General features: G+C 39.9%; 11 protein-coding genes and 1 pseudogene. 9 read left to right on the forward strand and 3 right to left on the reverse strand.

The window, feature by feature from the left end; genetic code table 11:
* Positions 1–17 precede the first annotated feature (17 nt).
* The 3 genes from lpdA to MCQ_RS01820 all read left to right on the forward strand — a co-directional run bounded on the left by lpdA (position 18) and on the right by MCQ_RS01820 (position 2,981).
* Positions 18–1,478 carry a dihydrolipoyl dehydrogenase gene (lpdA, locus tag MCQ_RS01810; RefSeq protein ID WP_108702497.1) on the forward strand — a complete coding sequence of 487 codons (1,461 nt, stop codon included), beginning with the start codon at positions 18–20 and terminating at the stop codon, positions 1,476–1,478.
* Positions 1,479–1,554: 76 nt separating this feature from the next.
* Positions 1,555–2,517 carry a lipoyl synthase gene (gene lipA, locus MCQ_RS01815; protein ID WP_006923182.1) on the forward strand — a complete coding sequence of 321 codons (963 nt, stop codon included), beginning with the start codon at positions 1,555–1,557 and terminating at the stop codon, positions 2,515–2,517.
* Between the two features lie 2 nt (positions 2,518–2,519).
* Entirely contained in the window at positions 2,520–2,981 is a 462-nt protein-coding gene (locus tag MCQ_RS01820) for a type II toxin-antitoxin system RatA family toxin (RefSeq protein ID WP_006923183.1), read from the forward strand.
* A gap of 93 nt (positions 2,982–3,074) precedes the next feature.
* On the opposite strand, the gene MCQ_RS01825 is transcribed toward MCQ_RS01820, so the two are convergent.
* From MCQ_RS01825 to rirA, 3 genes are read right to left on the reverse strand one after another with little or no spacing between them, the layout of a single operon-like run.
* Positions 3,075–3,563 carry a CinA family protein gene (locus MCQ_RS01825; RefSeq protein WP_006923184.1) on the reverse strand — a complete coding sequence of 163 codons (489 nt, stop codon included), beginning with the start codon at positions 3,561–3,563 and terminating at the stop codon, positions 3,075–3,077.
* Complete coding sequence (locus MCQ_RS01830) at positions 3,560–4,753, reverse strand: bifunctional 2-C-methyl-D-erythritol 4-phosphate cytidylyltransferase/2-C-methyl-D-erythritol 2,4-cyclodiphosphate synthase (RefSeq protein ID WP_181461093.1); 1,194 nt, start codon at positions 4,751–4,753, stop codon at positions 3,560–3,562. Before MCQ_RS01830 ends, MCQ_RS01825 begins: the two co-directional genes overlap by 4 nt.
* A 23-nt stretch (positions 4,754–4,776) precedes the next feature.
* Positions 4,777–5,223, reverse strand: a complete 447-nt coding sequence (rirA, locus tag MCQ_RS01835; protein ID WP_006923186.1) for an iron-responsive transcriptional regulator RirA — start codon at positions 5,221–5,223, stop codon at positions 4,777–4,779.
* Positions 5,224–5,400: 177 nt separating this feature from the next.
* On the opposite strand from rirA, the gene MCQ_RS01840 reads away from it, so the two are divergent.
* The 6 genes and pseudogenes from MCQ_RS01840 (at position 5,401) to clpX (ending at position 13,461) form a co-directional block, all read left to right on the forward strand.
* Positions 5,401–7,665, forward strand: a complete 2,265-nt coding sequence (locus MCQ_RS01840) for a sensor histidine kinase NtrY-like (protein ID WP_006923187.1) — start codon at positions 5,401–5,403, stop codon at positions 7,663–7,665.
* 1 nt (position 7,666) lies between these two features.
* Positions 7,667–9,025, forward strand: a complete 1,359-nt coding sequence (gene ntrX, locus MCQ_RS01845) for a nitrogen assimilation response regulator NtrX (protein ID WP_006923188.1) — start codon at positions 7,667–7,669, stop codon at positions 9,023–9,025.
* 3 nt (positions 9,026–9,028) lie between these two features.
* On the forward strand, positions 9,029–10,405 hold the full coding sequence (trkA, locus tag MCQ_RS01850) for a Trk system potassium transporter TrkA (RefSeq protein ID WP_006923189.1): 1,377 nt from the start codon (positions 9,029–9,031) through the stop codon (positions 10,403–10,405).
* 76 nt (positions 10,406–10,481) lie between these two features.
* Positions 10,482–11,223, forward strand: a pseudogene (locus MCQ_RS01855) (glycosyltransferase family 32 protein).
* Between the two features lie 145 nt (positions 11,224–11,368).
* Positions 11,369–12,001, forward strand: coding sequence for an ATP-dependent Clp endopeptidase proteolytic subunit ClpP (clpP, locus tag MCQ_RS01860; RefSeq protein ID WP_006923191.1), 633 nt, complete (start codon positions 11,369–11,371; stop codon positions 11,999–12,001).
* A gap of 185 nt (positions 12,002–12,186) precedes the next feature.
* Positions 12,187–13,461 (forward strand): ATP-dependent Clp protease ATP-binding subunit ClpX, encoded by a 1,275-nt coding sequence (gene clpX / locus MCQ_RS01865; RefSeq protein WP_006923192.1) that lies wholly within the window; start codon positions 12,187–12,189, stop codon positions 13,459–13,461.
* Positions 13,462–13,571: the final 110 nt, after the last annotated feature.

The following is a 13,571-nucleotide window of genomic DNA, read 5'->3' on the forward strand; positions in this document are numbered from 1 at the left end:
TCCATGGAGGAATTACTGTGATGAAACTTTATGATGTAATTGTTATTGGATCAGGGCCTGGTGGATATGTAACTGCAATCCGTGCAGCACAATGTGGTTTCAAAACTGCGATTGTTGAACGTGAACATTTAGGTGGGATTTGCTTAAATTGGGGATGTATCCCTACAAAGGCACTCTTACGTTCAGCGGAAATGAAGCATTTTGCTGAACATGCGAAAGATTATGGTCTAAAACTTAACGGTTCAGTTGAAGCAAATATCAAAGATGTTGTGGCACGTTCGCGTGGAGTTTCAGCACGTTTAAATGCTGGTGTTGATTTTTTGATGAGAAAAAACAAAGTTGATATTATTTGGGGTGAAGCGAAGCTTACCAAGAAGGCGAAAGGGAGTGAGCTTGCGGAAATTATGGTTTCTTCATCTTCCAAACCGATTATGCAACCACAAAATCCCGTTCCTAAAGAAACATTAGGAGAGGGAAGATATCAAGCAAAGCATGTCATTATTGCAACGGGTGCACGTCCTCGTTCTCTTCCTGGTATTGAGCCAGATGGAAAGCTTATTTGGACTTATTTTGAAGCTATGATCCCACATACTATGCCGAACTCACTTTTGGTAATGGGGTCTGGAGCAATTGGTATTGAGTTTGCCTCTTTTTATAACGATATGGGGGCGAAGGTAACTGTTGTTGAAATGATGCCTCATATTATGCCAGCTGAAGACGTTGAAATTTCAAAATTTGCTCGTAAGCAGTTAGAGAAAAGAGGTATACGAGTCCTCACGCAAGCAAAAGTAACAAAGGTTGAAAAAGCCTCTGATTCTCTCAACGCGCATATTGATGTGAAGGGTGCGATAGAAACAATCACAGCTAATCGGCTCATTTCAGCTGTTGGGGTTCAGGGTAATATTGAAAATCTTGGATTGGAAGCATTAGGTATAAAAATCGATCGCGGGTGTATTGTAACTGATGAATGGAGTTGGACCGGGGTGGAAGGCATTTACGCTATTGGTGATGTAGCAGGTCCTCCTATGTTGGCACATAAAGCAGAAGAAGAAGGTGTGATATGTATTGAGCATCTTGCAGGCTTGAACAGTGCTCATCCGCTTGATAAAAGAAAAATTCCAGGGTGTACATATTGTACACCACAGGTTGCCTCTGTAGGGCTTTCAGAAGCAGCAGCGAGAGAAGCTGGCTATGATATACGTATTGGTCGTTATTCCTTTTCCGCTAATGGTAAAGCAATTGCTTTGGGGGAAGATCAAGGATTAGTAAAAACGATCTTTGATAAAAAAACAGGACAGCTTCTTGGTGCACATATGGTAGGAGCAGAAGTAACGGAACTAATTCAAGGTTTTGTTATTGCTATGAATCTTGAAACGACTGAGGAAGAATTGATGCATACCGTCTTTCCACATCCAACATTGTCGGAAATGATGAAAGAAAGTGTATTGGATGCTTATGGTCAAGTTCTAAATGCTTGATGGCTGGATTGTATGAAAAATCTTGTATTTTGTGATTTTTCATCGGCGTTCCATTATTGAAAAGGCAGAGGCTTAAATGGTTACGGTTGTTGATAGAGTTACAAATAGACGTCTCCGTCATCCTGAGAAGGCGCATCGTCCAGATACAAGCATTCAGAAAAAACCGGATTGGATTCGTGTAAAAGCGCCAACATCACAAGTATATAAAGAAACGCATGGTATTGTGCGTGCCAATAAATTGGTGACTGTCTGTGAAGAAGCCGGGTGCCCAAATGTTGGTGAATGTTGGAGCCAGAAGCATGCAAGTTTCATGATTTTAGGTGAGATATGTACACGGGCTTGTGCTTTTTGCAACGTTGCGACAGGTATTCCGCTTGCAGTTGATGAGAATGAGCCAGAACGTGTAGCGGATGCTGTTGCACAGATGGAATTAAAACATGTTGTCATTACATCTGTTGATCGCGATGATCTTGCAGATGGTGGTGCACAGCATTTTGCAAAAGTTATTTATGCTATTCGTCGAAAGGCTCCCAAGACAACAATTGAAGTTCTTACACCTGATTTTCGTCATAAGGATGGCGCTTTAGAAATCGTTGTTTCTGCTAAGCCTGATGTTTTTAACCATAATTTGGAAACAGTTCCATCTAAATATTTAAAGGTTCGTCCAGGAGCGCGCTATTTTCATTCAATTCGGTTGTTACAACGCGTTAAAGAACTTGATCCAACAATCTTTACAAAATCAGGGATTATGGTTGGGCTTGGGGAGGAGCGAAATGAAATTCTTCAATTGATGGATGATTTACGTTCTGCTGATGTTGACTTTATGACAATAGGACAATATTTGCAGCCTACACGAAAGCATCATCCAGTTATTCGTTTTGTGTCTCCTGAGGAATTTGAGTCTTTTGCCAAGATTGGTAAAGTGAAGGGGTTTTTACATATGGCTTCCAATCCTCTGACGCGTTCATCTCATCATGCAGGCGATGATTTTGCTATTTTGCAAAAAGCGCGGGATGAAAAATTTGCTTTACAGAGATAGTTATGCCGACTTTTACAACACATCGGGTGATTGCTCATAGTGCTCGTGAAATGTTTGACCTTGTTTCAGATATTGAGCGGTATCCTGAATTCTTACCGATGTGCGAGGCTTTAATCGTACGTTCTCGGAAACGATGCGAAGACAAGACATTGCTTCTTGCTGATATGACAGTGGGTTATAAAGTTATTCGAGAAACTTTTACGACCCAAGTATCTCTTCAGCCACAGAAAAATCTTATAGAGGTTAAATATATTGATGGTCCATTCAGATATCTTGAAAATCGTTGGGTTTTTCATAGCATTGAGAATACCAAAACATGTAATGTAGAGTTTTTTATTGATTATGAATTTAAAAACAAAATGCTTGGATTGGTGATGGGCTCAATGTTTGATATTGCTTTTCGTAAGTTTACCCATGCTTTTGAAATGCGCGCTGATCAGATTTATGGCTCTTCGATAAGGTAATTCATTCAGTTGATTTTCTTACGCAACACCTTCTGCCGTATCATAGACTATGATTGTAGTGCTGTGCAATCTAGAAATTCGATGTCGGGAATATCATTGGAGACATTCTAGGGTCATTTTCAAAGCATTTTCAACGGTTGCATAGCGAATAGCATCACGGTCGAGATTCTCAAAGCGCAATTTTGTATGCCGAGTTTCATGGTTTTTGTAAGCAACTGCGAAATGCACAAGTCCGATAGGTTTATTAGGACACGCTCCTCCTGGTCCTGCAATCCCTGTTACAGCGACTGCAATTCCAGCTCGTGAATATTTTAATCCACCTTCTGCCATTGCAAGAGCAACTTCTTTTGAAACGGCACCGTACGTTTTTATAAGTTCAGCGCATACGCCAACAAGGCGCGTTTTAGATTCATTTGAATAAACAACAAATCCACAATCAAGTACATCGGATGATCCTACAATACTTGTAAGATTTGCAGCAATGAGTCCTCCCGTACAAGATTCAACAGTTGTTAAAAGCAAGCTTTTTTGACGACAAGCTGTAAGAACTGCGTGCGCTCGTTTTTCACACAAAGATGTCATTTGGGAATTCCTCCTGGATAAAGGACGCTTGCTGTTGCAAAAGCAGCAATGCCCTCTTCACGGCCAATAAATCCCAATTTTTCATTTGTTGTCGCTTTAATGGAGATTCGATCGGGTGAAATTGTGAGTATATTTATAAGATTTTCTGTCATTTTATGACGATAGGGGCCGATTTTAGGATTTTCGGCGATCAGTGTGATATCAACATTGGCAATACGTCCACCTGCTTGTTTAATAATATCAAGGGCATGACGGAGAAAAGTTTCTGATGATGCATTTTTCCACTGGGGGTCAGAGGGAGGGAAGTGTGTGCCAATATCTCCAGCACCTCGTGTAGCGAGCAGGGCATCTGTTAGCGCATGAAATGCAACATCAGCATCGGAGTGTCCATTTAATTTTTTATGAAAAGGAATTTTTATGCCACATAAAATAAGAGAATTTCCTTCCTCAAAAGAATGAACATCATAGCCATTGCCTATACGAATATCAGGAAACATTTGCATTTTTTTTTGGAGATATAAATGTGCGGTATCAAAATCTTCGTGCCAAGTAATTTTTATGTTATGAGGATCTCCAGGGATGGTACGCATAGGAATCCCAAACCATTCGGCAATTGCAGAATCATCGGTAAATTCTTTTTTGCAAGTTTGCATCGCTTTTTCATGAGCATCTAAGATGCGTTCAAAGGGAAAACACTGTGGAGTTTGTGCACTATAAAGATGCGTGCGTGGAATTGTTTCTAAAACATAGTCTTTGCTATTGACACGTTTAAGAGTATCAGAAATGGCGAGAACAGGGAGAACGCCTTGTTGATGATTAACGATAGTATGGATTTGCTCGAGGAGCTGGTTTTGAATAAATGGGCGTGCACCATCATGAATATGTACATAGTTAGGCTTGAACTTTTTAAGTGCATGAAGCCCACGTAAGGTGGATATTTGACGTGTATTCCCCCCTTCAACAATGATAATCTGCTCTTTAAAATCAACAATAGCGTGCTCACAGATTTTGCGATCTTCTGGATGAATAACGAGAATAATGGTTGTGATGGCTGGATGCTGCAGAAAACAACGCACAGTATGACAAATAACCGGGTCTTGTCCTAAAAGCCGGTATTGTTTTGGGATTTTTTGTAGAGATCCTGCTCTTTCACCGCGTCCGGCGGCTAATATTATTGCTGCAATAGAAATGCTTAATTTCCCTTCGTATTATCTCAGTTGATTGTTTTATGGTTATCAATTTTTAATTGATTCCGAAAGGATGTTCGTTGTAGATCAGCAAGAGATATCACTGATAAGACATCGAAAAAAGCATTTAATGCTTTTTGAAGTGCGGTATTTAAGCCACAAAAATTGATCAATGGACAGTTAGGTTCTGAAGTATCAAAACATTGTGCCATGGAAAAGTTATCTTCCGTTACTTTGACAACATCAGCTACTGAAATTTCTGCTGCAGGTTTAGCCAATTTAACACCGCCATTGCGTCCTCGTACTGTTTTTATAAAACCTGCTTCAACAAGTGGTTGAAGGATTTTAAATAAAAAAAGTTCGGAAACAGCGTATGTTTTGGCAATTTCTGGAATACGGCTTAGAGATCCCTGATTATCTGCACAATACATGAGCATCCGGAGGGCATAATTGGTCTGTTTTGTTAACCGCATTTTATCTCCTTATGTAAAGTAACACCTAAAACGCTTTATTTTAAAGATATTTTGGAAAATGTAGAAGTTCTTTCTTTATTTGCTAGATTGGCTCTATTTTAAATGCGGTATTGGTATTGTCAATTTTTATCACAAGGGGTTATATGGAAACATAGGATAAGGTAATGTAAGCTAATCATGAATACAACATCTGTTACGAGCCTCCAAGAGATAGATAAAAATACTTATAACGGTGAGTTGTATCGCTTAAGTAAGGTATATATCTTTTTAGGTATTACAATCATTGTGTTGGCTTTATTAACAGCGTCTTTTTCATTTATCATCCTTATTGGATTAACTCCTGTTGTGCCCAGTAGAGCTGTAACTCTTATTCTTATAGGGGTTAATAGTGTTTGGGTTTTAGGGCTTGTAATCATTGTTTTTTATGAGATGATTCCCATCATTCGTGCGTGGCGGTCAAGGCGTGCAGGCTCCCGTCTTCATGTGCGCCTTATTTCGTTGTTTGCACTTGTTGCAACCATGCCAGCTGTTGCAGTCGCTCTTGTATCAGGGCCTGCACTGAATTTAGGGCTTGATCGGTGGTTTGATACAACAACACGCCAAATTGTAGGTTCTTCTATCGATTTAGCAAATGCTTATGCGGATGAAATGCTTCAAAATTTGAAAAATTTGTCCTACGCTATGGCATTTGCACTTGATAACAAAAAACTTTTAGAGCGTAGTCCAGCTGAATATCGTATGCAATTGACGCGTCACGCTATAGGGCGCAATCTGCGCGGTGCATTTTTATTAAGTTCTAGTGGAACCATTTTTATATCAAGCGATCTTGGTGATGAGGATAAACTGCCTATCCCCCCTTCTCATCTTATTGAGCGTGCAACTAGCGCCAGGCCTTTTTCTTTTCAACCGGGGGTTCATGATTATTTTGGCATTATTTTAAAATTTACCAATATTCCAAACACATTTTTGTATCTGGTGCGTGACGTTGATAAAGATGTTTTATCTGCTTTGCGTTTGACGGAAATCAATACAGATCGTTATCGTGATTTAAATGAAAATCGTCTGCTAACGCAAATCGCATTTGGTATGCTTTATCTGTGTCTTTTTTTTAGTTTATTTTTATCGGCCATTTGGGCAGGTATTGCTGTTGCTGATCGCTTAGTGCGTCCTATTCGTATTCTTATTAGTGCTGCTGATGATGTAGCTTCTGGGAATATGGAAGTTTTTGTGCCAGTGCGTGCGCGAGATGGGGATATTGGACAGTTGTCAAAAACTTTTAATTATATGGTCAGTGAATTAAAAAGTCGGCGCAATGAGTTGATTGCAGTTCGCGATCAAATTGATGAGAGGCGACGTTTTTCTGAAGCTGTTTTATCTGGTGTAACAGCAGGTGTGGCTGGAATTGATGACAATGGTGATATTACAATTATCAATCGGTCTATTGAAACGATGTTTGATATTCGCTCTGAAAAAGTTATTGGACACAGTCTTTTATTATTAAGTACTGAAATTTGGCAGGTTTTTCAGTTCGCTCGTTCGTTAGATCGTAAGAATCACCGTGAGCAGGTGAGTTTAAGTGTTGCAGGACAAGAACGCGTTTGTAATGTGCAAATTACGATGGAAGAGGATGACGGGCAAGGGCAATCTTGGGTTTTAACGATTGATGATATTACAGACCTTGTTGAGGCTCAACGTTCATCTGCGTGGGCAGATATTGCACGCCGTATTGCCCATGAAATCAAAAATCCACTCACACCTATCCAATTATCGGCTGAACGTATTCGCAAACGTTACAACAAAGTTATTACACAGGATCGCGAAGTTTTCGAACGGTGTATCGATACGATTATTCGACAGGTTGGAGGTATTGGGCGTATGGTTGATGAGTTTTCTTCTTTTGCGCGTATGCCCAAACCGCAAATGAATATTTTAGATATACGTGGATTACTGCGTGAAGCATGTTTCTTGATAGAAGTGACACGACATGATATTCATTTTGAACAAGATTTAGGAAGTGCACCACTTTTAGGGGCATTTGATAATCGTCTCATTGTGCAAGCTTTTTGTAATGTTATCAAAAACGCAAGCGAATCTATAGATTCCGTTATGCGAGAGGAAAACATTCGCGGTCATATTCTTGTACGTTCTTATCGTCAAGAAGGGTGTGTGGTTGTCGATGTTATTGATAATGGTAAAGGACTTCCTAAAGAACAAAGGCAAAAATTATTAGAGCCTTATATAACAACGCGGGAAAAGGGTACAGGGCTCGGATTAGCCATTGTGCGCAAAGTTATTGAGGATCATGGTGGTACCATGGAATTACATGATGCACCAAAGAGCTTTTATGGAGGTCGTGGAGCAATGATCCGTTTGATATTTCCGGCGGATGGGGCTAAGCAAGATAGTATTATACAAGCCACAAATCATAAGATAGGGGAATAGGATGGTATCAGATATCTTAATTGTTGATGATGAAGCGGATATTCGTGAGCTTATTGCCGGTATTTTAGATGATGAAGGCTATGAAACACGTGTTGCATGTAACTCTGATGAAGCATTAACACAAATCGGTGAGCGTATCCCAAAGCTCATTTTTTTGGATATTTGGTTGCAAGGAAGTCGTCTTGATGGGTTAGCATTGCTTGATGAAATTAAAACGCGATATCCCACTCTTCCGGTGGTCATGATTTCTGGTCATGGTAATATTGAGACGGCTGTTTCTGCTATAAAACGAGGAGCATACGACTTCATTGAAAAACCTTTTAAAGCTGATCGGCTTGTATTAATTGCGGAGCGGACTCTTGAAAATTCAAATTTAAAACGTGAGCTTTTAGAATTACGAAAGCGCTCGAGTGAGACATTGGAATTGCTCGGGACATCAACCGCTATGAAACATTTGCGTCAAACTATAGAAAAAGTAGCACCGACCAATAGTCGTATTATGATTACTGGCCCTTCTGGTGCCGGAAAAGAAAGGGTAGCACGTGCTATTCACGCGCTTTCTACGCGTTCGAATGGGCCATTTGTTACAATAAATGCAGCAACGATCACTCCGGAAAGAATGGAAATAGAGTTGTTTGGCAGCGAAATGGAGGGAGGAGAGCGCAAGATCGGTGCATTAGAGGAAGCGCATGGTGGAATATTATATCTTGATGAAATTGCTGATATGCCACGTGAGACTCAAGGTAAGATTCTTCGGGTATTAACGGGGCAGACATTTGAGAGGGTTGGTGGCACAAAACGTGTCAAGGTAGATGTTCGTATCATTTCCTCAACTGCGCAAAATCTTGAAAATCTCATCTCTGACGGGAACTTTAGAGAAGATCTTTTTCACCGTCTTTCGGTTGTGCCTATTGCTGTTCCACCACTTTCAGCGCGTCGTGAAGATATTCCGGAACTTGTACGTCATTTTGTTAAAACAATATCGCAGCAGGTTGGTATTAAGCCGCGTGAAATTAGTGATGATGTGATAGCTATTTTGCAAACACATGCTTGGCCGGGCAATGTGCGGCAGCTACGCAACAATATTGAGCGTCTTCTCATTCTGGTACGCGATGGTGATGGTCCAATAACAACAGAGTTTCTTCCTAAGGAAGTGAGCCATTCTTTGCCACGTTTTCAAATGGATACCGATGAGAGTATAATGGATTTACCGTTGCGTGAAGCACGAGAGTTATTTGAAAAGAGGTATTTAGAGGCGCAAATTGGGCGCTTGGGTGGGAATATATCGCGTACAGCTGAATTTATAGGTATGGAACGTTCAGCTTTACACCGTAAGCTTAAAGCACTTGGAGTTTCGTAGATTATGCGTGTTATTATTTGCGGGGCGGGACAGGTCGGTTATGGGATAGCAGAGCGTCTTGCTGCTGAAAATCACGATGTCACTGTTGTTGATATTGAAGCGAGATTGATTGAAAAAATTCGCGATACGTTGGATGTCAGGGGGTTTGTTGGTCATGGTTCGCGGCCTGAGATACTTTTGGCTGCTGATGCAGATAAAGCTGATATGTTGATTGCAGTGACTTTATTTGATGAAGTCAATATGGTGGCGTGTCAGGTGGCACATTCATTGTTTAATGTTCCAACAAAAATTGCACGTATTCGCTCACAATCTTATTTAGAACCACGCTATAAAACGCTTTTTGCTCGAGAGAATATTCCTATTGATGTGGTTATTTCGCCAGAAGTTGAAGTTGGGGAAATGGTTCTGCGTCGTATTGCTTTACCTGGTGCAATAGATGTTCTTTATTTTTGTAATGATGATATTGTTGCATTAGCTTTGGAGTGTATGGAAGATTGTCCAGTTATTAATACACCTTTGCGTCAGTTAACGGAGCTTTTCCCAGATCTTCGGACGACGGTTACCGCTATTAAACGTGGCTCAGAATTACTGATCGCACACTCACAGACGCAGTTACGTGTTGGTGATGTAACCTATCTTGTTGCTGCTCGTGACCAGATGCGCCGTGCGGTGGGGCTTTTTGGTCATAAAGAACAAGATGCTCACCGTATGATTATTGCAGGAGGCGGTCACATTGGTCTTTATGTTGCTCAAGCTATTGAAAAACGCCTCCATAAATTAAGATTGAAGATTATAGAATCACATAGAGAAAGAGCGCTCACGATTGCTGACCAACTTGAAAAAACGACCGTTTTATATGGTAATGTATTGGATCCAGTGATTCTTCAGGATGCTGGAATTGATCAGGCTGATTTAATGATTACATTGACCAATCAGGACCAAGTCAATCTTTTAAGTGCTATTATCGCTAAAAGGTTGGGATGCAAGGCTAATATGGTTTTGATCAATAATGTTGCTTACCAGGAATTTAGCCGTGCCGTTGGTGTGGATGCATATCTTAATCCACATAGTGTTACTATATCGAGAATTTTGCAACAAATGCGTCGTGGACGTATTCGTGCTGTTCACTCGGTTTTTAATGGTCGGGCGGAAATTATTGAGGCTGAAGTGATGCAAACGTCTTCATTGGTTGGTAAGTCCTTGTCAGAGCTCAATTTATCAGATGGCTTGAGAATTGGTGCAATTTATCGCAATAAGACAATAATACAGCTTTCGGCAGATACGCGCATTTTGTCTGGTGATCGCATAGTGATTTTTGCTCTTGCTGAGAGTGTTCGTGATGTTGAACAGCTTTTTCGTGTAAGTTTGGAATATTTTTGATACATTGCCTGTGGATATTTGCACTTTTTGGTATAGTTGACAATTAAGACTTGTTGATAGGCTTTGTTTGTCCTCAATGGTTAAACTGGGCAGCGTGTTAAGCTTTTCAGCTATGATAAATTGGAAAACCTACCCTTTGGTGTTGAATTACATAATGCTGAATCAATTTTACTACGTTCGGCAATTTACTGCCTTGATCCAAATTTTTCTGATGGTAATCCAGGGTGTACAATTGTTCAGTTTTCAGATTTTTTTCGTGTTATGTTAATCAAATATCAGTAGGGTGTTTGGTTAGATATACGGATGTCTATTTAGTTAAACAGTTTCATCCAGATGCGGATAAAGTTTGGTTTGCAAAAGAAAATACTGTAAAGGTAGGTGTTTCTGCACTTTATTTTCCACCTGATAACCCTATTATAAAGGTGTTTGAAGATTATGGGGCAAGTACAGAGATTGTTCCTGAATGGCTTGGGTTTAAACGTCGTGTTTGGACGCCGTTTTGGTTAAAGAGGAAAAAAATGCCGATTTTACCGAAAAATCTTGGAGTTACGATATTTGGCAATGATGGTATTTCACGATTGGCTAAACGCTATGGTTTTTTTCATGAAGCAAAGCAGAAGGAAACTTTTTATTATTGGACGGGGCGAAAAACTGAGTGTATTTTTGATCCAGCTTTTGGAGTTGAACCGTTTGAACATCCATGTTTTATAGGATTTCATATCCACAGAAAGGCAAAGAGCACTCAAAAAACCACAAGAGGGAAGCTTTTACCATTGGGCAGTGTCTTGTTTCCTGATGCTCATCATTTATTCAGTTAGAGTTGTTATTACTATTTTAACCATTGGGATTTTAATCTTGCTTAAACAGTTGTTGATTATGGCTTGCGTAAGAGAAGAGTGTTAGCCTAAGGATGAAGGTGTTAAATGCGTGAAGAGCGATTTTTATATGAACGGAAGTAAAAACATGGATAATCCAATGAAAACAGCATTAAGCCTTATTCCTATGGTTATTGAACAAACTAATCGCGGCGAACGGGCTTATGATATTTTTTCTCGTCTTTTAAAAGAACGGATTATTTTTATTAATGGTCCTGTTGAAGATGGCATGGCGATGCTTGTTTGTGCGCAATTGCTCTTCTTGGAAGCGGAAAATCCTAAGAAAGAAATTAGTCTTTATATAAATTCACCAGGTGGTGTGGTAACATCTGGTATGGCAATTTACGATACTATGCAGTTTATTCGCCCTCCTGTTTCTACGCTTTGCATGGGCCAAGCTGCTTCTATGGGGTCGTTACTTTTAACGGCTGGAGCGAAAGGACACCGTTTTACTTTGCCGAATGCACGTATTATGGTGCATCAGCCATCTGGGGGGTTTCAAGGTCAGGCTTCAGATATTGAAAGGCATGCGCAAGACATTATAAAGATGAAACAACGTTTAAATGAAATTTATGTTCAACATACTGGTCAGGATTATGAGGTTATTGAGAGAACTCTCGATCGTGATCACTTTATGACAGCGGAAGAAGCCAAACAGTTTGGCTTAGTTGATGACGTTATACAATATCGCGCAGAAACTGAAAAAGAAGAAAAAGATTAAGAATTTTTATAGAAAAGAGAACTACTTTTAAGAAAGAATTTTGTAAAAATATCGCGAAAATAATAATAAAAACACCTAAAGATATTGTGATACGCATAGTTTTGTATATGTCTTTTAATTGTCGTTATGAAAAGCTTCCTTTGGAAAGACGAAGTATTCATATATCGTGGTGAAAGGAAAATGAAATGAGCAAGATTGGCAATAGCGGGAGCGAATCAAAAAATACTCTCTATTGCTCGTTCTGCGGCAAAAGTCAGCATGAAGTGCGTAAACTCATCGCGGGTCCTACTGTGTTCATCTGTGATGAATGTGTAGAGCTTTGCATGGATATTATTCGTGAAGAAAATAAATCTTCTAGCATTAAGGCGCGTGATGGTGTTCCTACTCCACAGGAGATTATAACAGTTCTTGATGACTACGTTATTGGCCAGCAGCATGCAAAGCGCGTTCTTTCCGTTGCTGTTCATAATCATTATAAACGGCTTGCGCATCAGTCTAAAAGCAATGATATTGAGTTAGCAAAATCAAACATTCTCCTTGTTGGTCCAACGGGATGTGGTAAAACTTATCTAGCACAAACATTGGCGCGTATTATTGATGTACCTTTTACGATGGCAGATGCTACCACTTTGACTGAAGCAGGCTATGTGGGTGAAGATGTTGAAAATATTATTTTGAAACTTCTGCAAGCTGCTGACTATAATGTCGAACGAGCACAACGTGGTATTGTTTATATTGATGAGGTTGATAAGATTTCTCGCAAAGCTGACAATCCTTCTATTACAAGAGATGTTTCAGGGGAAGGTGTTCAGCAAGCGTTGTTAAAAATTATGGAAGGAACAATTGCTTCTGTTCCTCCTCAGGGGGGGCGCAAGCATCCGCAGCAAGAGTTTCTTCAGGTTGATACAACAAATATTTTGTTCATTTGTGGCGGAGCTTTTGCTGGTTTGGAGCGAATTATTTCAGGACGTGGTAAAAAAACTTCCATTGGTTTTTCTGCTACAGTTAAGGCACCTGATGAACGTTGTGTCGGTGAGATTTTTCGTGATTTAGAGCCAGAAGATCTTATAAAGTTCGGTTTGATACCAGAGTTTATTGGTCGTCTTCCCATTGTGGCTACTTTAGAGGATTTGGATGTTAACGCACTTGTTCAAATTTTATCACAACCTAAAAATGCGTTGGTGAAGCAATATCAGCGTCTTTTTGAGATGGAAAATGTTGAGTTAGCATTTCATGAAGATGCTTTACGGGTTATTGCTAAGAAGGCGATTGAGCGTAAAACTGGTGCGCGTGGTTTGCGCTCTATTATGGAGAAGATACTTCTTGAGACTATGTTTGAGCTTCCAGCTCTTGAAGGAGTTCAAAAAGTGGTCATTTCGAGTGATGTAGTTGATGGCGAAGCACGTCCTCTTTATATTTACTCAGAATGTGCAGAAGATAAAGAAAATGTATCGGCATGATATTATGCGATATGAGAAGTGGTAATAAACACCATTTGAGGATGGTTGTTTTTGGGTATTGTAGTCAGAATGCTTGATTTATATGTTCGCAGTTACCACTTCATGTATTG

Source organism: Candidatus Bartonella washoeensis Sb944nv, assembly GCF_000278135.1.
Taxonomy (GTDB): Bacteria; Pseudomonadota; Alphaproteobacteria; order Rhizobiales; family Rhizobiaceae; genus Bartonella; species Bartonella washoeensis.